Raw genomic sequence first — 23,278 nt, forward strand, 5'->3', positions numbered from 1 at the left:
TTTACGCCTGTTGCCAAGGATTTTTAAGTCCTTGGCAACATTTTTTTGCAAACTAAAAGGGGCTGCTACACGTTGTTGATACGTGCAACAGCCCCTTCTGATTGTAGACGTAGTCGAGCCCGTCGGTATCGCCCTGTCCCGAGGCGAGGATCCAGGCATCCGTGCCGATGAAGTGGTCGCGCTCGATTGGCAGCACACCCTCCATGAGCACGCGCTGCGCCTCGCGATCCGAGCCGGAGACGATCCAGACATCGAAGTCGTTCGCCTTGAGATAGGAGACGACTTCAGCCATCGGCAGGTAGAACTCCTCGCCGCGCTTGAGGTTCGTGAGTCCCTCCGCCGGCGTCTCCATGAACTGGCGCACATAGTCGTCATACTCAGGAATCGTCATACCGGCGAAGACGGAAGCCTGTGACTTCGCTTCCTTGCGCTCCATATCGCCCGGAATCGCGTGCGCATAAATGGCATCCTCTACGACCTTCGCGTAGGCGCGGTCCTCCTCAGACGGCGTATAGCTCGGGTCATGGAGTGCGCGATGCACATACATCATCCACTCGAAATACGAAGGCGTGCGCTCGCCGAGCAGCGTTCCGTCCATATCGAAGACAGCGACGCGATCCTCCGGCGGGATGTAATCCGCGCTCTTCTTGTTCGTCACCGTCTTCACATAGTTCGTGAGTGCCTTGTAGGAAGCGGCATCCTTGTTCCAATACTGGAAATTAGAGCCCTTCTGATTCACGGAAATCTGCCCGATCTCCGCGCGCGTCGCAGCCTCCGCATCCATCTGGAAGCTCGCACCACCGATAGCGATGCTCATGGCGAGCAGCGCCGCACAGAGTTTCCCCTTTTTCATAAACATACACGATACCCCCTAGAGAAATAGAATGAGACGCTTGCCTCTCTTTTCCCTTGATGGCACTATCATATCATGTTTTCTGTTGGGTTGCATCCGTCTTTTGTCTTAATTATCCTGTTTTTTGGGTATATTTATTCTATTTTTATATCATTTCATCTCTCTAGGGCATTCTGCGATGGCCTCGACCTCGCAGAGCGCGCCGGCCGGCAGATCCTTGACCGCGACGCAGCTGCGCGCGGGCTTGGAGACGAAATGCTTCGCATAGACCGCGTTGAAGGCCTGGAAGTCGCCGATGTCCGCGAGGAAGCAGGTCGTCTTGACGACATGCTCCATGCCCGCGCCCGCGGCCGCGAGCACGGCTTCGACGTTGCGGCAGCACTGCTCGGCCTGGCCGGCGATATCCGCCGCGACGATCTTTCCCGCAGCGGGATCGATGGCGATCTGGCCGGAGAGATAGAGCATGCCGCCTGCCGCGACCGCCTGGCTGTACGGGCCGACCGCGGCCGGCGCCTTGTCCGTATGGAATATCTTCATCAATATCATCCTCCTGAAAAAGATTGCGCGGCCTGTCGCGCCGCTGCCCAAAGAAGCATTGTCTCCGTGCTTCTCATTCATTCTACCGCAAACGGCGCCCCTTGACAATGTTACACGCATATCATGCGGACAAAAAGCAGCGGGCTCATGCGCCTTTTTTTTGGGGAGGGGGGTGACACATGAGCCCGCTGCAGTTGCGGAAATAGAAAATTGGGAAGAAAAAGGAGGTATTCCTTATTTCAGCGTGTCAGCAGTGAACGCTGCCGGCTCCGCAAAATAAGCCAGGAGGTAAGCGGCCGGCGCGATGTAATCGATCGCGTACTCGTTCGTCGACCAGGACATCAGCACATCGAGATACGATTTGGCAATGGGGATCTTGCCGCTCTCGAGGTATTTCGTCTGGTCGGGATCGCCGCCGCTGACGTGGTTCGGCCCGCCGACGACGAGGCCTGGTACATAGGCGCCCGTGCTCTCATGGATGCGGTTGTGCGGGTGGAGCGGCATATTGCTGCCCACGCCCGTCATGAAGCATTTGTCGAGGCTGTTGCGCCCGAAGAGATAATGAAGCTGCGAGAGCGCTCCCTCTACATACGCAGGATTGGGCGCGATGCGGTTCGCCATGAGGAGCAGAGAGCCCTCCGTCAGCGCGTTCTTCGTCGAGGCCCAGGTATACTCCTCCGCCGAGAGCGCGCAACCGAATGGATCTTTCTCCGTCTTGGCGAGCAGCTCGTCCGCGTAGCCGAGGAACGCGCGGCGCACCTGCCCTGTGAGCAGGGGATCTGCGCCAGCGGCGCTCAGATACGCGTACTGGCCGAGCGCGAGGCAGTTGTCCCAGGTGTAGAAGCCCGGCTTCTGCGTGAAGCGGTCGCTGACCTTCTTGAGATAGGCCTCGTACTTCTTGTCGCCCGTCGTGCGGAACATCTCCGCGGCAAGCCAGATGCGCTCCTCGAGATCCGTCGCCTTGTTGTACGGGCCGGAGCCGCTTTCCTGCCCCTCGTCCGTGCGGTAGAGCGGCTCGGGGTGCTGCTCGAGATAGCTCCAGACGCGCTCGGCGTTCTTGCGCAGCTGGCGCGCGTAGCGCGCGTCGAACGGCGCGTAGACGCGCGCGCCGATGGCGAGGCTCGCGCCGTACATCGCAGAGCTAGAGGAGCAGTTGCCGAACACGAAGCGCGGCTGCGTGTCCGTGTCCGGAGACTTGTCGAATCCCGGCCACGTCATGCCCGCCACCTTGTGGAACGTGCTGCCGTCCTTGCGCTGGAGCTTCTGCATCCAGTCGAGCTCGAACTTCACCTCGGAGAGCGCGTCAGGCAGGCCTTTCTCCGCCTTGACGCCCTTGGGGAACACGAGCTGTCCCGCGCGGAAATGACCCGGCTCCTCCTCATAGGCCATGAGGAGCTGCGCCGAGGCGATGGCGGCCGTCGTCATGTATTTCCCGTAGTCGCCGGCATCATACCAGCCGCCCGTCGCATCGAGCTTGTCGCCCTTCTTGTTCAGCGCGTCGGTGAAATAGACCTCAGCCGCCTTATCCTGCGGATGACCGCCCGCGAGATGCAGCCCCGTCACGGGATCGTCGATGGGCGTGTTGCTGCGCGCGAGCGTATAGGAACGCCAGGCGTAGACCGCGGGTTTCGCGTAGACATTGTCGCCGATGGCAAAGGGATAGGAGGTCTGCGCGCCCACCTTCAGGCGGTACGTACCGGCCTTGCGCAGCGCGGAGAAATCCGCCTGCCGCAGGCGCTCGCCGGAGAGCGCATCGAGCTTCGCCGCTGAGAGCTTCCCCTCGTAGACCGTCGCCCCCGTCGCCGCATCGACGATGGAGAACGCGGTCTCCCCGCTGTCCTTGACCGCCGCCTTCTTCTCATGTCCGGTGAGATAGCCCACCTGGTCGACATGGAGGCCGGCCTCCGGCGCGGCAGCCGCAGCCGCCGCGTCCGCCGCGAATGTCACCGGCGCTGCCGTCAGGCAGCTGGCGGCGAGCGCCGAGCCTGCGAGCACGAGGCGCGCGAGCCGTTTCATCTTATATGATTTCATCGGCTCAGTCCTCCGACGGCGTGTACTTCACCCACTGATACTCCGCCATGATCGGCAGATCGGAGTCATCGAACGCCTTGAGCCAGTCATCGACGTTCTTGCCCGCCCAAGCGTTCATCATGATCTTGCCTTTCGTCACAGGCATGTTCGCGCCCTCGATGCGGTAAGCCTCCTTGCCGTCGACGAACCAGATAATCTTGTCCTTGTGCCACTCGAACGCGTACGTATGGAAATCCTCCGACGCGTCGAAGCCGAGATCGTACATGTGCTCATGTCCGCCCTGTCCGTTGCGGAAATAGTTGAACTGCACCTTCGTCGTGTCCTTGCCGAGCACCTCGACGTCGATCTCATCCCAGGGATTGCTGTCGCTCGGGCCGGTGTACGTGAAGAACGAGGAGACGACGCCGTCGTTCTTCATGGCCTTCATCGAGACCTCATAACGGCCGTAGCCATAGAACTGCTTGCTGCGGAACTCGCCGCCGGAATACGGCACCTGGCTCTGCTGATCGTCGTTATCAATGATGAGCTGCATCTCTCCGTCCTCGAACGTCACATTGCCCTTGTGCCAGAACACGTTGAACGGATTGCCGTTCGTCCAGCCGTCGGACGCCTCGAAGAGCGCCGGGCAACCCTTCTTGAAATCCACCGAGAACGCGTCGCTTGCCTGCGTCTCCGCCGCCGGAGACGCATAGGCGATGCCCGCCACGGGCTGCGCCGGTGCCACAGACGCGAGCGGCGAAAGCGCCGCCGCGAGTACGGCTGCTGCCAGCATATGTTTTTTCATCTTCATGAGAATCTTCCTCCTTTTCATTCTGTCACGCGCGCGGCGCAGGCCGCACCGCGAATGAGATGCGACATTCATTCCTGTGTCGCAGGTACATCCTCTACGGAGAGGTCCTCCCCGTTCGTCTTGATGACGTGCTGATACCAATAGAAAGATTTCTTCGGCACGCGCTTGAGCGTACCGTTTCCCTTGTTGTCCTTGTCCACATAGATGAAACCGTAGCGCTTCTCCATCTCGCCCGTACTCGCCGAGACGAGGTCGATGGGGCCCCAGGGGCAGTAGCCCATGAGTGCGACGCCGTCCTCCTCGACCGCGCGCTTCATCTGCTCAATGTGCGCGGCGAAATAGCGGATGCGCTCATCGTCGTGCACGATGCCGTCAGATGCGGGCTGCTCATGCAGGCCGATGCCGTTCTCGACGATCATCAGCGGCAGCTCGTAGCGCTCGGAGAGCACGTTGAGCGTGTAGCGCAGGCCGACCGGATCGATCTGCCAACCCCAGTCCGAGGCCTTGACATAGGGATTCGGGACTTCCTTGCGCGCCCCGGGCGCCGCCGCGTCATATTCGCTCACGAAGCTCATGTAGTAGGAGAGCGCGAAATAATCGACCTTGCTCGCCTCGAGCAGCGCCATATCGCCGTCCTCGACCTGCAGCTTGAATCCCTTTCTTTCCCACTCGCGCAGGAGATACGCGGGATAGTGGCCGCGGCACTGGACATCGGCGAACGCGAACGTCCGATCCATCTCCTTGAGCGCCGCGATCTGGTCGAGCGGCCGGCACGAGGCCGGGTAGACAGGCGACATCGCGAGCATGCAGCCAATCTCGAAATCAGGATTGATCTTGTGACCGAGCACGACGGCCTTGGCCGAGGCGATGAACTCATGGTGCGCGACCTGCGCGAGCACCGCCTCGCGGTCCTCGCCCTCCTCGTAGCGCACGCCCGAGTTGGTGAACGACGCGAACGGATCGTCCAGATTGCGCTGGTTGTTGATCTCGTTGAACGTCATCCAGTACTTGACCTTGTCCTTGTAGCGCTCGAAGCAGACCCCGGCGAAGCGCACGAAAAGATCGACGAGCTTGCGGCTGCGCCAGCCGCCGTACTCTGTCACCAGATGATACGGCAGCTCGAAATGCGAGAGGGTGATGACCGGCTCCATACCGTACTTATGCATCTCATCAAAGAGGTCATCGTAGAACTTGAGACCGGCCTCATTCGGCGTCTCCTCATCGCCGTTCGGGAAAATGCGCGTCCAGGCAATCGAGGTGCGGAAACATTTGAAACCGAGCTGCGCGAGCAGCGCGATATCCTCCTTGTAGTGGTGATAGAAGTCGATCGCCTCGTGGTTCGGATAGTACTTCCCGGGCAGGACGCCATCCGTGATCTCGCGGGGCACGCCGGGGCCGCCGACCGTCATGACGTCAGCGACCGACGGCCCCTTGCCGCCTGCCTGCCACGCGCCCTCGAGCTGATGCGCGGCGACCGCACCGCCCCAAAGAAATCCTTTCGGAAAACTCATACTGTCTCCTCCTTGCCGTCCAGACGCTGATAGACGCTGATGAACTCCAGCGCGATGGTCTTGAAGGCCTCCGCGCTCATGAGCTGATCCTCCGCGTGGAGAATGAGCAGGCTCACGATGTTCTTCTCGCCCGACGCCTCGCGCGTCAACAGGCTCGTGTGCGCGTCATGCCCCTCGACGAATGCCTCGTCGCCTTCCTTGATGAGCTGCTCCGCCTTGGCGTAGTCACCCTGCTTCGCGGCCTGGATGGCCTCGATGTAGGAGCTGCGCGCCGTACCGACCATCGAGATGATCTGGAAAGCAATCTGCTCTAAATCACCCATGTCGCTCACCCCTTCATGATCTTCTCAGCGAGTTCCACCGTGCCCTTGCCGTCCATGCGGCCGTACATGCGCATGTCGATGGCCTCGACCGGCACGCCTGGCAGCTCCGCGGCGATCTTGTCCTTGGAGAAACGGATCTGGGGACCGAGCAGCACCGCGTCGGCGTCCGCAGCCTTCGTGGCCGCCTCCGAGGCGGAGTAAGCGGCAATCTCGTAGTCCTTGCCAGCGGCAGCAGCAGCCTCCTTCATCTTTTTCACGAGAATACTCGTCGACATGCCGGAGGCACAAAGCAACACAATTTTTTTCATTGAGGAACACTCCTTATTGGATAAATAAAGTTCAAAGCATCGAGCGCTGCTGATCTTTTCGCAAGGATACATGCGTCGCGCCGCGCAGGGCGGCATCAGACAGGCTCAGAAATGATAGTCGATCTGTGTGCGCAGGAAATGGCGATGGTACGTTTCATTCTTCTTGTTCCAAAGCCCATTATGCGCTGTCGCATACTCGTACATGGTTTCCCACTCGATATTCTTGGCAGGCACGTACTTGAACCCGAAAACCCACCCATGCGAACCCGGCTGCAGGAGACCCCACTCCTTGTCACCGAACATACCGACCAAATCGTTTTCGTTACTCGAATAATTGTAATAACGGCTATAGAGCTGGAACGATCCCGGATCATTGATGTTCGACCAGCGATAGTTCACGCGGAACGTCATATAATCATTGCCTTGTCTCACGCGATGCTGCTGTTCTGCGGGCATCCAAGAATCCCAAGCCGTATCGTAGGGTTTCATATTCGTGCGCGCATAGTCGCCGATGAGGAAGATATTCTTCATCGGATTCCACATCGCACTGAGTACATAACCAAAAGAGCCTGCCGTATTGTGACGCGGATCATGGGGAGTTTTATCATCATAGACATTCTCTCCCATCCTGTCATTCCTGCTGATATTCGTCTTGACGGCTGCCAAAGAGACCTGGAGTCCATGCCCTACCTGACCCTGGGCGCCTACACCCATGAGCGTGAAATCATATCCTGCATCCGTCGGCGTCAGCACGAAAGCCTTGCCCGTCAGTTTGCTGCCAGGAATCGGCGTGCTGAGCACGACGCCGTCCGTCTCGTTGCCGAGCAGCACATTCTGGAAACCGAGTCCGCGCCAACGACGGCCAATATCTACATTGACAACGCCGACCTTTCCCTCTGCCCAAACGCGCTGGATCACACCATCGGAATCATCATGTCCCTGATGATATTTAGCTGTACCATCCTCTTGCACGAGGTGTTTGTAGCGGTGATTTGTCTCACTCTGGAAATTGAAGCTCCAGTCCTTGTTGACCTGGAATTTTCCCTCTAAATCAAGGTAGTAGCGGTTATTATCGTTTTTATCAATATACCCCTTGATGTTGTCATTGTCCCAGGAAGCGCGGCCAAAGCCATGCAGCGAAAAGCGGTTCAGCGCCTCATTGACGCTGTTCTTCATGCCCGTGATCTGCTTCTTCTGGCTGTTGCTCTGGTTTTTGAGCTTCTTGTTCTCGCTCTTGAGGGCCTTGAGCTCCTTCGCGAGTTCCTGCTGCTGCTGCTCGAGCGCCGCGATGCGGGCGTCCGTGTCCTCCGCCGCCGGCGCGGCAAAGACGCAGCCCGTGCTGCCGAGCGCCAGCAGCACGCTCATGGCCAAGGTCTTTTCGAGTTTCTTCTTCATAATACCCATCCTCTCTTTCACTTCTTCATGAATCCCCTATACAGATTTCTTCTATATTGTTATGCTTGCTCTGCTTCGTTCTCCTGCTCTTCTTTCAGGAATGCTCTATCCTGTGCTTTCAGGAACGGGAAGTAGATTGCCGTCGCCATAACCAGGTTCACGATCTGGATGACCGCGCCCTGCCAGCCATCGAGCAGGAAGCCCGCAATGACCGGCGGCGTCGTCCACGGTACCTGCACGGCGCTGAACGGCGCCATGAAACCCGTGGAAATCGCGAACCAGGTGATGAACATCGCAAAGAGCGGCACGAGCACGAACGGCACCAAGAGATACGGATTGAAGACAATCGGCAGGCCGAAGATGATCGGTTCGTTGATGTTGAAAAGTCCCGGCACAAACGCCATCTTCATCAGCGACTTGAGCTGGTCGGACTTCGCCGTGAAGAGGCCCGCGATCAGCAGCCCCAACGTGAGGCCGCAGCCGCCGCTCTTGACGAAGACATCGTTGATCTGGCAGGTGAAGATCTTCGCCTGCGGGTTGTTGACGAGCGACATGCCCATATCGAGCAGATGCTGGTTGTCGAGCGAGTTCGCGATGAGCAGCGGGCTCACGACGCCGCCGACGACGTTCGGCCCGTGGATGCCGGCCCAGAAGAGGATGCTCTGCAGGCTGACGATGATCGTGCCGCCCGCAAGCGAGTCCGAGAGGCCCTGCAGCGGGGTCTGGATGACCTTGAAGATGAGCTCCGGCAGCGTCGTCGCGCCGACGTAGTGGCAGAGGCCGTAGAGCACGGACGCCGTCGTGAAGAACACCATGCCCGGCACGAGCGCGGAGAACGCGCGCGCCACGCCCTGCGGCACGGCATCCGGCATCTTGATGCCGATGTGGTGCTTCTCGAAGTAGCAGAACACGCACGAGACGAAGAACGCGATCAGGATGGCGGTGATGACGCCGTTGCTGCCCGCCCAGGCCTTCGGGATGATGTCGCCGACGATGGCGCCCTCCTTCGTCGTGATGGTCGGCGGCATCAGGATCAGGAATGTCGAGAGCGCGAGGATGGCCGCCATCATCGCGTCACAGCCTTCATTCTCCACATACTTATAGGTGATGGATAATACAACGATGAGCGCGAGTACGCTGAACGTACCGCCGGCCACAGCGTTGAGCGGCGCCGTCCAGTCCTTGCCGAACAGCGAGCTCATGAAATCACCGTAACCTGGCACTGGGAGATTGGCCAGCAGCAGGAACACCGAGCCGCAGATCGTGAACGGCGTCGTCATGATGAAGCCGTCACGCAGCGCGGCAACCGCCTTGAGCTGCGCAAATCGTCCCATGAACTCGATGAAGCTGTCAAAGAGTTTCTGTCGATCCATATAGTTCCCTCCTATTTATCGTAAGGGCGATGCACAATGTCCACTAAGCGGACGTTTGTGCATGTAGCCTTCTCCCCATTTGGTACCGTATGGGTGATATGTCTGAGAAGCGTCTGCGATCTCTATGCTCCTCAAGAACAATGCCATCATAACAAAGGAGCTTCTCCCGCTCAACAGGAAGGAAACAATAAGAAACAATGCTGTTTCATTTTTCTTTCATAAAAAGTGTCGCCTGTAACAGCGCTACAAAAAAACGCCCCAGCAAGCGCTGAGGCGTTTTGGTCAAAAACAATCAATAATGGAAATGGCCGTTGAGCCATTGTTCCTTTTTCTTCGCGTCGGAGAAATCGAGCCGCGTCATGAGGACTGCGAAAAGAAGATCCGTCACATACTTCGCGCCGAGCAGGAAGATGCGCGGGCCGAGCTTCTCCATCGTATCGACGGTCGCGACGGGGAACGTCACGTCCGCGAGGGACGCGAGCGTGCTCGATGGCGCCGATGTGATCAGCAGCCGCGGCACGGAGCGCAGGCGCAGGAGGTGCGCGATGTCGATGAGCATGCGGTTCTCCCCCGTGCGGCTGATGAAGAAGCCGACGTGCCCCTTCTGCATGCCCGCCGCGGAGAGGTACTGCATCGTCATCGCCGGATGGACGGTCGTCCCCTTGTTCGCCATGAGGAATCCGGAGGCGGCCATCTGCGCGATGTTGAGGTTCTCATCCATCGCGTAGAAGTCGATGTGCTGGGCCTTGGAGAGCATGGCGAGCGCGCGCATGAACTGCGCCGCGTCAAGCATGCCCCGCGTCGAGCGGAGCGCCTCGACCTCGAGGCCCGTCACCTTGTCCATGAGCGACTGGACGGTGTCGCGGTCCGTCATGGAGAAATCCGTCACCTGCGGATTGCGGATGCGCTCCATCATCTCCGCGAGGAACTGCACCTTGAACTCCGTATAGCCGCCGAAGCCGAGCTTCTGGCTGAAGCGCACGATGGCCGCGGAGTTCGTATACGTCTCCTTCGCGAGCTGACGCGTCGACATCCCGGCGAGCAGCCGGAAATTCCCAAGCAGGAAATCAGCGAGGATGCACTCAGACGGTGAGAACCCCTCCTTCGCCTGCAGTTGTTCGACGAGATTCTTCATACACTCACGCTTTCATGCGCGGCACGACCAGGTGGCCGTGCTCGATCTCCCTGCGGTGGCAGTGCGGGCACTCGTTCTCGATGATACCCGTATAGCCGCAGACAGGATCGCGGTCGACGGGATGGTTGATGGAGAAATAGCCCATGTCGGCGTCGTGCATCGCGCGCACGACAGCCTCGAACGCCTTGACGTTCTTCGTCGGGTCGCCGTCCATCTCGATGTAGGCGATGTGGCCTGCGTTCTCGAGCGCGTGGTACGGCGCCTCGATGCGGATCTTGTCGATGGCCTTGATCGGATAGTAGACGGGCACATGGCTGCTGTTCGTCATGTAGGGGCGGTCGGTGACACCCGGGATGATGCCGTATTTCTTCCGGTTCGCGCGCTGGAACTGGCCGGCCGTGCTCTCCGCCGGCGTGCCGAACGTCGACCAGTTGCGATGCTCCGCCTCGGTGTAGGCATCCGTGCGCGCGCGCATGTGTCCGACGATCTCGAGGCCGAGCTTCTGCGCCGCCTCGCTCTCGCCGTGATGCTTGCCCGTGAGCGCGACGAGACACTCCGCGAGGCCGCAGAAACCGATGGAGTACGACGCGTGCTTGAGCACGTCCTTGATGGAGTCCGTCGGCTTGAGCTTTTCCGAGTCCATCCAGACGCCCTGCCCCATGAGGAACGGATAGTTGTAGACATGCTTCTGCTCGATGACGTGCAGGCGCTCGAGCAGATAGTCATGGCAGAGCGTGATGTAGTGGTCGTAGAGCTCGAAGAATTTCTTCACGTCGCCCTTCGCCTCGATCGCGAGCTTCGGCAGGTTGATGGTCGTGAACGAGAAATTGCCGCGCGAGCCGGATTCCTCCGGGCCGTTGACGTTGCTCATCACGCGCGTGCGACAGCCCATCGTCGCAACGCAGCTGTTGTAGTTGCCGGGTTTGTAATACTGGAGGTTGTACGGCGCATCGATGTTGACGAAGTTCGGGAACAGGCGCTTGGCGCTCGTCTTGCACGCCTGCAGGAAGAGGTCGTAGTTCGGATCGCCCTGGTTGTAGTTCACGCCCGCCTTGAGCTGGAATACGGAGATGGGGAAGATGGCCGTCTCGCCGTTGCCGAGCCCCGCCCAGATGGCGTTGAGCGTCTCGCGCGTCGCGAGGCGTCCCTCAGGGCTCGTGTCCATGCCGTAGTTGATGGAGGAAAACGGTACCTGCGCGCCCGCGCGGCTGTGGAGCGTGTTGAAATTGTGGATGAGCGCCTCCATCGCCTGGTGCGTCTCCTCCTCGACATCAGCGCAGGCGAGGCGGTAGATGCTGCGCGCGTCGAGATAGGCGTCGCGCGTCGGCTTGCCGTACCGCGCGAGCAGCTCCGTGAGCGCGCGCCCGATCGCCTCGATGCCGCGCTTGCCGCGCTCTGAGTCCACCTGTTCCGCGTAGAGGCAGTCATCGAGGTCCATGACATCCTGGAACTCCGTCTTAAAAGGCTCCTCCTTGAGGAACGACTCCTCCTCGAAGCGGTAGATGATGGACTTGCGCGCTTCGTCAACGACCGCCTTGCGGAACGACTTGCGCACGCCCTCCGCCATCGCGTAGTCGAACGCGTTGATGCTCTGCCCGCCGAACATATCGTTCTGATTGCTCTGGATCGCGATGCAGGCGAGGCTCGCGTAGGCGCGGATGGAATTCGGCTCGCGCAGGAACCCATGCCCCGTCGAGAAACCGCCGTGGAAAAGCTTCAAAAGATCGATCTGGCAGCAATTGAACGTGATGAGAGAAAAGTCCTTGTCGTGGATGTGGATATAATTCTCCTTATCCGCCGCCGCGAAGCGCTCGTCGAGCACGTAGTTGTCGACGAAATGCTTCGCGCCCTCGGCGCCGAGCTTGAGCATGATGCCCATCGAGGCATCGGTGTTGATGTTCGCGTTATCGCGCTTGAGGTCGGAGTCCTCGGCGGGCGCGAAGAAGATGTCCTGGTACGTCTCCATGAGGTGCTGCTGCGCCTTGCGCCGCTCCGTGTGGCGCTGGCGATACATGATGTAGCGCTTCGCGATGTCGTAGAAGTCGTACTTCATGAGCTCCTGCTCGACCATGTCCTGGATCTCCTCGACGCTCACGTTCTCGCGGTCCTTAAAATCCCACTCGACCTGGCTCGTGACCTCGTCGATGTCCTTTTCCGTCATCTGCTGCTTGCCATCCTCATTGGCCCCACGGATGGCATTGTAGATCTTCTCACGGTTGTAGGGGACCGTGAACCCCGTGCGCTTCGTTACTGTCTTCAACATCATCGTACGCCCCTAAATGGGGGCGTTTCCCTCCCTTTTCTCAACATATTGTGGTTTTAGTTATGTCTGACAGGAACATATTGTAGCAGAGAATCCCCGCGAACGCAATATGGAAAATTGACGAATACAGGCATTTCATGTAAAATAGCATAGGAAATTTGTCTTTTGTTGCCATAAATATAAGAAGATAAAGGAAGAACACGTCATGAGAATCTCCCCCGACCAGCAGGATACGCTGATCCGACAGCTGACCGCTGCCTGCATCTATTTCATCTGCCTCATCGCCTTCTACTGCGACATCGGCGAGGACATGGGCGCCGACTATTTCCTGCCCATCGCGCTCCCGGTGCTCGCGCTGCTCGTGCTCGCACAGCGGGCGACAGGGCTATCGCTCTTCGAGCGGACGGGGCTCTTCCATCTCTTCGCAGGGCTCGGCTGGTGCTCCGCCTTTCCGCTGCTCTACGCCTGGACGTATCAGAGCGTCTGGTACCAGTCGCTCATCTGCTTCGACTTCGTCGTCGGTACGGCGATCTTCCTGCTGCTCACGGGGCTCTCGTCCGCACTCGCATTCTCTCGGCACACGCGCCTCGCCGCCGCGCAGCTCGCGCTCCTCGATTTCGCCGCGCTCGTCGTGCCGTTCATCCAGTACGCCTATTACTGCATCGTCTGGCACTGCCTCTCGCCCGCCTCGCTCATGGCGCTCTACCTCACGAACTGGCACGAGAGCATCGATTTCATCGAGTCGAACGTCGGCACGGGGCCGGCGCTCCTCATCGTCGCCTGCTTCGCCGTCTTCCTCATCTGCGCCGCGCGCGTGAATGCCGCCCTGCTGCGGCGGATGCGGCGGCAGGGACGCGATGACGCGCAGCTCGGGACGTCGCTGCTGCTCGTGATCCTCGGCGCGGCCGCGCTGCTCTACTATGTGCCGCAGACCTCGTTCGGCGGCCTCGTCAGTGACGTCCGCACCTATGTCGCCGAGACGCAGACCTACGGCGACGGCCACGAGGACCGCTACGCGGCGCTCGACATCGACGGCACGCAGACGCTGCCGACGCGCGCGCCCGGCACGGTCATCGTCGTCATCGGCGAGTCGGCCTCGCGCAACTACATGCATGCGTTCACACCGGACTTCCCCTTCGAGGATACGCCCTGGCTCGACAGCCAGCTCACCAATCCCGCGTTCAACGTCTTCACGAACGCTTACTCCTGCTGGTCGCAGACCGTGCCCGTGCTGCAGCGCGCGCTCACGGAGCAGAGCCAGTACAACGACAGGGAGTTCTTCAACTCGACCTCCATCCTCGACGTCGCGAAAAAGGCAGGCTACGCGACGTACTGGTTCAGCAACCAGGGACGCTACGGCCAGTATGACAGCGCCATCACGCTCGTCGCCAAGACGGCCGATCACGCGGAATGGACGGACGACTCCTACAACTTCTCCGACAAATACGACGAGATGCTGCTGAACTACCTCGAGACGGTCGATCCGGCGCAGAACAATTTCATCGTGCTGCACATCATGGGCAGTCACATCTACTACAATAACCGCTATCCGACGGAGTTCTCGAAGTGGCACGGCGAGAGCGAGGTTTCCTCCGTGGAGTCCTACGCGAACAGCATCCTCTACACGGACTTCATCCTCTCCCAGATCTTCGACTACGCGCAGAAGAACCTGCACCTGCAGGCCATGCTCTATTTCTCCGACCACGGGGAGAACCTCACGATCTCGCATAATCCTGACGTCTTCTCCTTCGACATGGTGCGCATCCCGATGTTCATCTACCTCTCAGACGCGTACCGCGCGGCGCTGCCGGGACGCACGCGCGCCATCCGCTACCACCGCAGCCGCTATTTCACGAACGACATGCTCTACGATACCGTGAGCGGCCTGCTCAACGCGCCGTCCTCACGCTATATGGAGGGCCAGGACATCACGAGCCCGACCTACGCGCACAGCCGCGCTGACCTCACGACGATGCTCGGCCAGCAGCTCATCGTGAGCGACCCGGACGGCGGCGTCGAGACAGGCTTCTGACCGAGGTGCCCCAATCACTCAATGACAATCTTTCCATCTACGCAGGGGGAATTTTTATGTGCCGAGACAACGATGCTTCCAATCCACCCGTTTCCCTGACAGCTGAAATCAAAGCCCGTCTCCATGCCGCCTATGACATCCTGCCGGGCATCTTCCTCTTCCGTGCGGACGGCACGGAGGAGCTCGTCTTCGCCAATCAGGACGCCCTCGCGCTCTACCAGTGCAAGAGCTTCCGCGAGCTGCGCGAGAAAATCGGCACGCATTTCTCCCACTTCCTGCAGCCAGACGACTACCTGCCGCTCTCTGAGCTTGCGGGCTGCTCCACCGCCAAGGATACGCCCCACCGCTTCTACAGCTACGAGTACCGCACCGCGCTCGGCCATCTGCGCCGCGTGGAAATCACGCTGCAGCAGGGAACAGACGCCGACCTCGGGCCGCTCTACTACATGTCGCTCATCGATGCCGATACGCGCCGCAACGCCTATGAAACCGATACCCTGACAGGTCTGCCCGGCATGCACGCGTTCTTCTGCGCCGCCGTCGCACATGCGAAGCGGAACCTACGGAACGGCACGTTCCTGCAGGAGGTTCCCGTCTATTTCAACATCACGAATTTCCGCAAACTGAACACTAGCTACGGCATCGCCCGCGGCGACGAATGCCTGCGCACGGTCGCGCATATCCTCCGCGAGCATTTCCCGGGCCGCCTCATCGGCCGCCTCGCGGCGGACAATTTCGCGATGCTCGCGGGCAGCAGCGATGTGACGACGCGCGTCAGCGCAGCCTGCCGGGCCTTCGCCGACTACATCCAGAACTCCGGCATCGAGCTCAAAGCCGGCATCCGTTTCTATGATACATCAGAGAACAACGCCGCCATCTTCCAGTATGGATTCGACCAGGCGAAGCTCGCCTGCAATACCGTCAAGAGCGATGCGAACCATTGCTGGGCCGCCTACACGGAGGAGATGGGCCAGCGCGACGCCATCCGCCACTACATCCGCGAGCACTTCGACGAAGCGCTGCAAAAGGGCTTCCTCAAGGTCTACTACCAGCCCGTCATCCGCACGCTCACTGGAAAGATCTGCGGCGTCGAGGCGCTCTCGCGCTGGGAGTCCCCGACGCATGGCCGCCTCTCGCCCGCGGACTTCATCCCCGTGCTCGAGGAAACGCACCTCATCCACAAGCTCGATGCCTATGTCATCGACCGCGTCTGCCATCATCTGCGCCAGCGCATCGACGATGGACGCCCGAGCCTGCCCGTCTCTCTCAACCTCTCCCGGCTCGACTTCACACTCGCAAACCCGCTCGAGATCGTCGAGGACATCGTGCAGAAATACGATCTGCCGCGCGATCTCCTGTGCATCGAGATCACCGAGAACGCGCTCGTCGAGGATGACGATCTCATCAAAAACGGCATCAAGGCATTCCGCGCGAACGGCTACCAGGTCTGGCTCGACGATTTCGGCAGCGGCTACTCCTCGCTCAACGTCCTCAAGGACTATCAGTTCGACGTCATCAAGCTCGATATGAACTTCCTGCGCTCGTTCAACGCCGCGAGCCGCAAGCTGCTCGCGGCCATCGTGCCCATGGCAAAGGAGCTCGGCATGCACACGCTCGCCGAGGGTGTCGAGACGGCTGAACAGGTCGCATTCCTGAAATCCATCGGCTGCGAGAAACTCCAGGGCTACTTTTTCGGCAAGCCTATGGGCCGCAGGGAGCTCCGCCTCCACTGCCAGGAACACGACCTGATTGCAGAGACGCGCACAGACGCCTATCTCTTCGCGCAGGCGGGCTGCGTCGACATCACGACAGAGACGCCCGTCGCCATCCTCCTCGACGACGGCGCCTCTGTCCGCATCCTGCAGATGAACGATGCCTACGAGCGCACGCTCCGTACCATCCATACCAACGGCCTCGACGAGGTGAACAGGAGCCTCGCCTCCCCCGCCTACCACCTGCGGGAGAGGTTCCAGAGATTCCTGCAGCGCGCCATCAGAAGCGGCAGGCAGGAGTCCCTGACCTATGTCGACAGCGGCCAGTACATGCGCCTGCGCCTGCAGACGATCGCGAATCTCGGCTCCACGCGCATCTACCGCGCCGAGCTCTATAACATCACGCACGACAGCGAGATGCAGGGCCACGAATCGCGACGGCTCGACCAGATCCTGCGCACCATCTTCCACCTCTACGAGGGCATCTATTACTTGAATTACCAAAAGGATGTCTGCGAGATCATCTCCTCCCTGCTGCCGGACACGTCTGCCAATCGGCACCTGGCAGACATCGAGACGGCTCGTGCGGACTTTGCCAAGAACTACATCCATCCTGCCGACCGCGAGCGCTACCTCGTCTTCACCCAGGCGGAGAATATCTACCGCACGGCGCGGCAGAGCGGCTCCATCGAGGTCGCCGCGCCGTTCCGCGTGCTGCAAACAGACGGCAGCTACCGCTGGCTGAACTTCATCTTCATCGTCCTTTTCAAGACGCAGGCGCAGGATATCCTGCTCTGCGTCAGCCGTGACGTCCTCGACCAGCAACCGGATCGCGCGGCGCTCCTCGGCGAGATCCTCAAAAGCTACGGCATCCTGCAAGAGGGCCTCGCCCTGCGCGGAAGCCTCGAGAGCGAGTTCCTTTGGAGCACCCTGCTCGAGCAGTCCGACCTCAAGCTCTTCTGGAAGGACGGCTCGCGCCGCTTCCTCGGCGCGAGCCAGGCCTTCCTCGATCACTACGGCCTCTCCTCCATCGAGGAGCTCCGCGGCAAGACGGACGAGGAGATGGGCTGGCACATCGACGACACACCGTTCCACGCGGCTGAGCGCGCCGTCATCAAAGAGGGCAAGCCCGTCCGCGGCGCGCTCGGCCACTGCCTCGTGCGCGGCACGCCGCACGCCATCCGCGCCTCGAAGTTCCCCATCTACCTGAACGGCGGCATCGCCGGTCTCATAGGCTACTTCGAGGATCTCGACGATGCCGCCGCGCAGAAAGACCTCCAGGACAGCCTCGGACTCATCGACCAGGGTACCGGCCTCATGAACTACCGCGGCATGCTCATGGCGGGCACGCAGTATCAGGTGAACTACCGCGAGAACAAGGAGGACTACCTCGCCATCATCCTCGATGTCCCCGCCTACGACCAGCTCCGCCGTACCGACCAGCGCCGCGGCGACCTCCTGCTCGCGCGCCTCAAGGAAATCATCTCGCGCCTGCTGCCGCAGTACTGGAGCATCGCGTACATCGGCAGCAGCTGCTTCGTCATCTTCCAGAAACGACTCTCCGAGACGGAGTGCCGCAACCGGATCTTCGCGATCTCAAACGCCGTGCACGACATCCATGAGGTCGACGGCTATCCCTGCTCGCTCCACCTGCAGTACGCGTTCGCCCACGGCTCAGAGGCGAGCAGCCTCGACAGTCTGCTGCACCTGCTCACCGAGCGTCTCTGTGACGCCGAGGAACAGCATTACAGCCAATCCCTCTATGTCGGCGACCGCGTCATCTTCCAGCGCGAGGCGTTCGACCAGCTCGAGGAACCCGTCATCATCAGCGACACCGAGACGCACGAGGTGCTCTACTGCAACCCCGCGGCACTCCTGGACTCCGGCCTCCCCGCGGATACCTCCTACCAGGGACGTAAATGTTACGAGCTCTACCGCCACCAGCCAGCTCCCTGCGACAACTGCGACACCGCCCAGCTGAGTCACGGCACGTTCCTCCACAACCTCATCCACAATCCCGTCACAGGACATGACTATTACAGCCGTACGGGTCTCATCCCCTGGCGCGGCAAGAACTGCCGCTTCACGCTGCTCACGGATCTCACGCGGTACAGCGAGCGCAGCGCCAAGCGGAACGACCTGCTCTACCACAAGACGATGATCAACGATGCCCTGCGGCTCGCCATGTGCGCGAGTCAGATCCTGACAAGGGCATCGAGCGCATGCTGCTCTGCATCGGCACGCGTCTCCATGCCGAGCGCGTGCTGCTCATGGAGGAGGACAGCACCGCCCTGCACCTCACCTACGACTGGGCGGCCAACGATCTGACGCCGCTCAAGGGCACGCTTGCGCCCATCCCGCGCAGCGAGCTCGCGCACATCTATGAAAAGTTCATCCATCATCCTGTCATCACCATCCGCGACCTCGAAAGCTACTGGGAGCACACGCCGGGCGCCGTGCCGCATCTGCCGGATCTCACGCGTCTGACGATCTCGCGCATCTCGCTCGACGACCATGCTTACGGCTACATCGAGGTCGTCAACCCGCCAGAGGATCGCCTCGACGTCAGTTCCCTCCTGTGCAGCACGCTCTCGCGCTTCATCGCCATCCTGCTGCGCAACCGCGACATGCAAAACGATCTGCGGCACCTCGGACGCATCGACCAGCTCACCGGCGTATTCAATCGCCGCGGCCTCACCGAATACCTGCCGACGCTTCCCCACGGGCGCCTGGTGGCCCTCGTCTTCGCCGACGTCAACGGGCTCAAGCACACGAACGACACGCAGGGTCACGAGGCCGGCGACCGCCTCATCAAGCAGACGGCAGACGCACTGCGGCAAGAGCCGGATGCCGTCGTCTTCCGCATGGGCGGCGACGAGTTCCTGCTGATCCGCGACGTGCAGACGCCGGAGGAAATCGAGACCATCCGACAGTCACTCAAACAGGAATTCCACCGCCGGGGCATCAGCGCCGCGCTCGGCGCCATCACCCTGCCCACGCCCATCGAGGACATCGACGCCGCCATCGCAGAAGTCGACCGCCTCATGTATGAGGATAAGACGCGCCACTACCGCTCGCGCCACGAGAAGCGAGGCTGAGCCGCACGGCCAGCGGCAAAGCGTGAAATACAAGAAAGGTCTCACGGGAGATGAGAGCATCTCCCGTGAGACCTTTCTTGGTTGCTAAAAGCCCGCCGCCCCTCACTGGCGCGCGAGCAGCACGACGGTCGCGAGGATGCAGGCGCTCCCGAGCACGTCGAGGACGCCGAACGACGCACCGAGCAGCGCGACGGAGAGGACGATCGCCGTGAGCGGCTCGACGGAGGCCAATACACCCGCCTCGCTCGGTTGGATGTACTTCGTGCTGCCGAGGTAGAGCGCGAACGCCGCGACCGAGCCGAAGACGATGAGATAGAGGAACGCAAGCGAGGAAAGCGGCGTCCAGCACCCGCTCCATAGCCCTGGCCGCGTTGCCGCCGCCATCGCGGCGCCGCCTACGAGCATACCCCAGCCGACGATGAGCGGCGCGCGCCACGCGCGGATGAGCCGCTTCGGCGAGAGCGTGTAGATCGCGCCCGTCACGGCCGCGACGAGCCCCCAGAGGAACGCGGGCAGCGGGATCGCGAGCGCCCGCCAGTCGCCGTGCGTCACGAGCAGGACCGTCCCTGCGAGCGCGAGCAGCACGCAGAAGAGCTCGAGCCCGCTCGGCCATCGTCGATAGCGCAGCGCCGTGTAGAGCACGATCATCGCGGGCATGAGGTACTGCAGGACCGTAGCGGCCGCCGCGTTGCCGTAGCGAATCGAGGCGAAATAGGAATACGAGACGAGCATCATGCCGCAGACGCCGAAAAAGAGCAGCTCCGCGCAGTTCCTGCGGCTGCGCCAGACACGGAAGATATCTCCGCCATGCCGCGCGGCATCGAGCGCGAGCAGGATGATCCCCGCGAGCATGAGCCGCGCCGTCACGAGCCACTCGGTCGCAAAGCCAGCGTCCTGCAGGAGATACTGCCCCGCGACGCCTGAGCCGCCCCAGAAGACGCCGCCCGCCACCGCGTAGAGCACGCCCCGCCGCCGATCCTTCATGATATCACCCGCTTACTTTTCCTCTGCTGTCCTCTGCTTCAGCATCTCGACGATGGGGTCGAGCCCGTCTTCCATGACGAACTCAATCTCACCCGCGTCGACGGCCGTCGCGAGATCCGGGTCGATCGGCAGCTGGCAGTACGTCCCGATGCCGTATTTCTTCGCAATCTCCTCCGCGTGGCTCTTGCCGAAGATATGGTGCACCTTGCCGCAGTCCGGGCATTTGAAATAGCTCATGTTCTCGACGAGCGCGAGCACGGGCACCTGCATGAGCTTGGCCATCGTGATGGATTTCTCCACGATCATCGCCACCTGCTCCTGCGGCGACGCGACGACGATGATGCCGTCGATCGGCAGCGACTGGAACACGGTCAGCGGCACATCGCCCGTTCCCGGCGGCATGTCGACGAACATGTACTCGACCTCGCCCCAGACGACCGTCGACCAGAACTGCGTCACCGTGTTGCTGATGATCGGGCCGCGCCAGACGACGGGATCCGTCGTCTTCTCGAGCAGGAGGTTCATGCTCATGACCTCGACGCCCGTGCGGCTGATGGCCGGATAGAGATGCTCCGCGTCGCCCGTCGCGTGTCCCTTGATACCGAACGCCTTCGGGATGGACGGCCCCGTGATGTCCGCGTCGAGGATGGCCGTCTGATAGCCCGCCTGCCGCGCCTTGACCGCCATGAGCGCCGTCACCATGCTCTTGCCGACGCCGCCCTTGCCGCTCACGACGGCGATGACATGACGCACCTTGGATTTCTCATTGAGCGGCGCCTTCGGCGGCAACTGCCGCGCACCACAGCTCTCACCGCAGGACGCGCAGTCATGCGAGCAGTTTTCTTCACTCATTCTAGATTCCTCCCCTACTCTGTTACACAGACCGCAGCTGCTCCCGTGTCTCCTCGGTGGCAGCTGCTGTCTTACTATTTTTCTAGGAACCACTGATTAAATGAGGTGCTCCGGATTTACACGGATGCGCTGTATCTCCCTAGGAGACAAGCCGGAGGCGTAGCGGGCTACTCTGAGGATTTGTCGACGACGGGAGGACAACGCAGACGCATGAAGACGGAGTGCCGAATGAATCAATGATTCCTTTAGTATATCAGAAAAACGCGCGCTTGGGCAAGCTCACCCAAACGCGCGAAAATCATATCCCGTTCTCCCGCTGATCCATGCGGCGCATCAGGCCTCCTTGCGGAACGCCGCGAGATCGTCGGCGAGCGCGCTCGCGGCCGCACGCAGCTTGCCCGCGGCCTCCGTCACCGTCGCAAAACCGTCGGCGACCTGGCGCACCGTCTCCTGCGAGCCCTCGATGCCGCGCGCGTTCTCCTTGGCGACTGCGGCGAGCGAGGCGATCACGCCGTCGACGTCGCCGCGCGCCGCCTCGAGCCGCTCCATCTCGCCGAGGATGGTTCCGATGCCCTGCGCCGTGCGGCCAAGGCCGTCCACGACATCCTTGACCGTCGTCTCCGTGCTCCTGATATGGCTGTTCTGCTGGTCGATGACCTCGCGCATCTGCTGCATGGAGCGCACGACGCCGGCGAAATCGCTCAGGAGGTTCTCGATCGTCTCGCGGATGCGGCGGCTCGCCTCGTCCGATTGGTCGGCGAGCTTGCGGATCTCCTCGGCGACCACCGCGAAGCCGCGGCCGGCGGCGCCCGCGCGCGCCGCCTCAATGCTCGCGTTGAGCGAGAGCAGGCTCGTCTGGTCGGCGATGCCGGAGATAAGGTCGGACGCCTCGCGGATCTGTCCCGCCGACTCGTTCGTCTGCGTCATCATCTGCTCGACGTCCTGCACGACCTCGCTCACGCGGTCACTGACGCCCTTGAGCGCATCGATGGCCGTGCCGGCCTCGCCGCTCGCTCCGCGCATCTCATCGGCCTGCTTGCCGAGTTGCTGCGCCTCGCCGTTCGTCTGCGTGATGAGGCCGCCCATGACCTCGATGCTCTCCGACGCCGACTCCGTGTCCTTGGCCTGCTGCGCCGCACCCTCGCTGATGGCCGCGCTCGCCTGGCGCATGACATCGACGCCCTGCTGCGTCTCGGCCGAGATCTCCTCGAGACGGTTGGCTTCCGCGCGCAGCGACTGCGTCGTCTCGCCCATGTGGTCGACGAGCTGTTTCAGCACATCGCGCAGCTCCGCGATGGAGTTGCCGAGCACGCCGATCTCATCATCGCGCGCGAGGATGGTCTCCGCGATCGGCGTATCGAGGCGGCCGCCCGCCACATCATGCACCGCGTTGATCGCCTTGCGCAGCGCATGCGTCATCGCGTAGTTGTAGCGGCGGATGAGCAGCACGCTGGCCGCGAGGATAGCGAGCACGAGCACGACGACGATGGCCAGGCTGCGGTAGATGAAGGCCAGCACCTCCGTGCGCGGCATGCCGGAGAACACCATGCCGATGGGCTCGCCCCCGTCCGGCTGATAGACCGGCAGATAATAGCCGAAATACGGCACGCCCTTGATGTCGACGTTCTCGGAGAAATACGCCCTGCCGCCCTGCAGGACCTCCTGCTGCACCTTCTCGCCCGCCTCCGTGCCGACGATGCGCCGCCCGTCCTCCGTCTTGATGGAGGTCATCGTGCGCACGGATCCGTAGAAGAACGTCACGTCCTGTCCCGAGCTCTCGCTGATCGCATCGAGGAACGCTCCCGAACGCGAGATATCATAGCGCCCCTTCCAGATATCGCCGCCCTCCGCCTGCACATAGTCGCCGGAATTCTGCTCATAGGCGGCCTTCACGACCGTCGCCGTTCCCTTGAGCGAGAGCTCGACCTCATGCACGATGGCACTGCGCATGGATACGACCATGACGAGCGTCACGAGCACGCTCAGCACGAGCAGCGGCACGATGGCCATCGCGAGATTCTTCATGCGCAGCGAGTGACGGCTCGAGCCAGCGAGCTCCAGAATGCTTTTCTTTTCCATCT

At 61.2% G+C, this 23,278-nt stretch carries 17 protein-coding genes; 3 read left to right on the plus strand and 14 right to left on the minus strand.

The genetic code is table 11. From position 1 onward, the window contains the following. Positions 1–52: 52 nt before the first annotated feature. The 11 genes from F599_RS14135 to F599_RS0110340 form a co-directional block, all read right to left on the minus strand. Positions 53–859 (minus strand): haloacid dehalogenase-like hydrolase, encoded by an 807-nt coding sequence (locus F599_RS14135; RefSeq protein ID WP_019543448.1) that lies wholly within the window; start codon positions 857–859, stop codon positions 53–55. Between the two features lie 144 nt (positions 860–1,003). Then, positions 1,004–1,390 carry a RidA family protein gene (locus F599_RS0110290; RefSeq protein ID WP_019543449.1) on the minus strand — a complete coding sequence of 129 codons (387 nt, stop codon included), beginning with the start codon at positions 1,388–1,390 and terminating at the stop codon, positions 1,004–1,006. Between the two features lie 234 nt (positions 1,391–1,624). After that, positions 1,625–3,421, minus strand: a complete 1,797-nt coding sequence (locus tag F599_RS0110295; protein ID WP_019543450.1) for a glycoside hydrolase family 9 protein — start codon at positions 3,419–3,421, stop codon at positions 1,625–1,627. A gap of 4 nt (positions 3,422–3,425) precedes the next feature. Beyond that, positions 3,426–4,211, minus strand: coding sequence for a beta-glucanase (gene bglS, locus F599_RS0110300; protein ID WP_019543451.1), 786 nt, complete (start codon positions 4,209–4,211; stop codon positions 3,426–3,428). A 68-nt stretch (positions 4,212–4,279) separates the two neighbouring features. Then, on the minus strand, positions 4,280–5,722 hold the full coding sequence (locus F599_RS0110305) for a 6-phospho-beta-glucosidase (protein WP_019543452.1): 1,443 nt from the start codon (positions 5,720–5,722) through the stop codon (positions 4,280–4,282). After that, a complete protein-coding gene (locus F599_RS0110310; RefSeq protein ID WP_019543453.1) occupies positions 5,719–6,045 on the minus strand; it encodes a PTS sugar transporter subunit IIA in 327 nt (108 codons plus the stop codon). The genes F599_RS0110305 and F599_RS0110310 overlap by 4 nt, the downstream gene beginning before the upstream one ends. A 5-nt stretch (positions 6,046–6,050) precedes the next feature. Further along, entirely contained in the window at positions 6,051–6,353 is a 303-nt protein-coding gene (locus F599_RS0110315) for a PTS sugar transporter subunit IIB (protein WP_019543454.1), read from the minus strand. A 105-nt stretch (positions 6,354–6,458) separates the two neighbouring features. Beyond that, positions 6,459–7,748 (minus strand): coiled-coil domain-containing protein, encoded by a 1,290-nt coding sequence (locus tag F599_RS0110320; protein ID WP_020700573.1) that lies wholly within the window; start codon positions 7,746–7,748, stop codon positions 6,459–6,461. A 59-nt stretch (positions 7,749–7,807) separates the two neighbouring features. Further along, positions 7,808–9,121: a PTS sugar transporter subunit IIC gene (locus F599_RS0110325; RefSeq protein ID WP_019543457.1), complete on the minus strand. Its 1,314-nt coding sequence runs from the start codon at positions 9,119–9,121 to the stop codon at positions 7,808–7,810. Between the two features lie 292 nt (positions 9,122–9,413). Next, positions 9,414–10,256, minus strand: coding sequence for a MurR/RpiR family transcriptional regulator (locus F599_RS0110335; protein ID WP_019543458.1), 843 nt, complete (start codon positions 10,254–10,256; stop codon positions 9,414–9,416). A 4-nt stretch (positions 10,257–10,260) separates the two neighbouring features. After that, the gene (locus F599_RS0110340) at positions 10,261–12,522 is read right to left on the minus strand and encodes an anaerobic ribonucleoside triphosphate reductase (protein ID WP_019543459.1); all 2,262 of its coding nucleotides are present in this window, start codon (positions 12,520–12,522) and stop codon (positions 10,261–10,263) included. A gap of 202 nt (positions 12,523–12,724) precedes the next feature. Between F599_RS0110340 and F599_RS0110345 the strand changes: the two genes are divergently transcribed. From F599_RS0110345 to F599_RS0110355, 3 genes are read left to right on the plus strand one after another with little or no spacing between them, the layout of a single operon-like run. Beyond that, complete coding sequence (locus F599_RS0110345) at positions 12,725–14,551, plus strand: phosphoethanolamine transferase (RefSeq protein ID WP_019543460.1); 1,827 nt, start codon at positions 12,725–12,727, stop codon at positions 14,549–14,551. Positions 14,552–14,607: 56 nt separating this feature from the next. Then, a complete protein-coding gene (locus F599_RS0110350) occupies positions 14,608–18,591 on the plus strand; it encodes an EAL domain-containing protein (RefSeq protein ID WP_019543461.1) in 3,984 nt (1,327 codons plus the stop codon). After that, positions 18,486–19,361 (plus strand): GGDEF domain-containing protein, encoded by an 876-nt coding sequence (locus F599_RS0110355; protein WP_019543462.1) that lies wholly within the window; start codon positions 18,486–18,488, stop codon positions 19,359–19,361. Before F599_RS0110350 ends, F599_RS0110355 begins: the two co-directional genes overlap by 106 nt. Positions 19,362–19,463: 102 nt before the next feature. On the opposite strand, the gene F599_RS0110360 is transcribed toward F599_RS0110355, so the two are convergent. The 3 genes from F599_RS0110360 to F599_RS0110370 form a co-directional block, all read right to left on the minus strand. Further along, the gene (locus F599_RS0110360; protein WP_019543463.1) at positions 19,464–20,345 is read right to left on the minus strand and encodes a DMT family transporter; all 882 of its coding nucleotides are present in this window, start codon (positions 20,343–20,345) and stop codon (positions 19,464–19,466) included. A gap of 12 nt (positions 20,346–20,357) precedes the next feature. After that, complete coding sequence (locus F599_RS0110365) at positions 20,358–21,197, minus strand: Mrp/NBP35 family ATP-binding protein (protein ID WP_019543464.1); 840 nt, start codon at positions 21,195–21,197, stop codon at positions 20,358–20,360. Positions 21,198–21,530: 333 nt separating this feature from the next. Further along, entirely contained in the window at positions 21,531–23,276 is a 1,746-nt protein-coding gene (locus F599_RS0110370) for a methyl-accepting chemotaxis protein (protein ID WP_019543465.1), read from the minus strand. Between the last annotated feature and the right edge of the window lie 2 nt (positions 23,277–23,278).

It is taken from the genome of Selenomonas bovis DSM 23594 (assembly GCF_000381005.1).
Taxonomy (GTDB): domain Bacteria; phylum Bacillota; class Negativicutes; order Selenomonadales; family Selenomonadaceae; genus Selenomonas_C; species Selenomonas_C bovis.

Coding starts and splice junctions, on each gene's coding strand:
- F599_RS14135 (WP_019543448.1), bottom strand. CDS start 859: ATGTTTATGAAAAAGGGGAAACTCTGTGCGGCGCTGCTCGCCATGAGC.
- F599_RS0110290 (WP_019543449.1), bottom strand. CDS start 1,390: ATGAAGATATTCCATACGGACAAGGCGCCGGCCGCGGTCGGCCCGTAC.
- F599_RS0110295 (WP_019543450.1), bottom strand. CDS start 3,421: ATGAAATCATATAAGATGAAACGGCTCGCGCGCCTCGTGCTCGCAGGC.
- bglS (WP_019543451.1), bottom strand. CDS start 4,211: ATGAAGATGAAAAAACATATGCTGGCAGCAGCCGTACTCGCGGCGGCG.
- F599_RS0110305 (WP_019543452.1), bottom strand. CDS start 5,722: ATGAGTTTTCCGAAAGGATTTCTTTGGGGCGGTGCGGTCGCCGCGCAT.
- F599_RS0110310 (WP_019543453.1), bottom strand. CDS start 6,045: ATGGGTGATTTAGAGCAGATTGCTTTCCAGATCATCTCGATGGTCGGT.
- F599_RS0110315 (WP_019543454.1), bottom strand. CDS start 6,353: ATGAAAAAAATTGTGTTGCTTTGTGCCTCCGGCATGTCGACGAGTATT.
- F599_RS0110320 (WP_020700573.1), bottom strand. CDS start 7,748: ATGAAGAAGAAACTCGAAAAGACCTTGGCCATGAGCGTGCTGCTGGCG.
- F599_RS0110325 (WP_019543457.1), bottom strand. CDS start 9,121: ATGGATCGACAGAAACTCTTTGACAGCTTCATCGAGTTCATGGGACGA.
- F599_RS0110335 (WP_019543458.1), bottom strand. CDS start 10,256: ATGAAGAATCTCGTCGAACAACTGCAGGCGAAGGAGGGGTTCTCACCG.
- F599_RS0110340 (WP_019543459.1), bottom strand. CDS start 12,522: ATGATGTTGAAGACAGTAACGAAGCGCACGGGGTTCACGGTCCCCTAC.
- F599_RS0110345 (WP_019543460.1), top strand. CDS start 12,725: ATGAGAATCTCCCCCGACCAGCAGGATACGCTGATCCGACAGCTGACC.
- F599_RS0110350 (WP_019543461.1), top strand. CDS start 14,608: ATGTGCCGAGACAACGATGCTTCCAATCCACCCGTTTCCCTGACAGCT.
- F599_RS0110355 (WP_019543462.1), top strand. CDS start 18,486: ATGCTGCTCTGCATCGGCACGCGTCTCCATGCCGAGCGCGTGCTGCTC.
- F599_RS0110360 (WP_019543463.1), bottom strand. CDS start 20,345: ATGAAGGATCGGCGGCGGGGCGTGCTCTACGCGGTGGCGGGCGGCGTC.
- F599_RS0110365 (WP_019543464.1), bottom strand. CDS start 21,197: ATGAGTGAAGAAAACTGCTCGCATGACTGCGCGTCCTGCGGTGAGAGC.
- F599_RS0110370 (WP_019543465.1), bottom strand. CDS start 23,276: ATGGAAAAGAAAAGCATTCTGGAGCTCGCTGGCTCGAGCCGTCACTCG.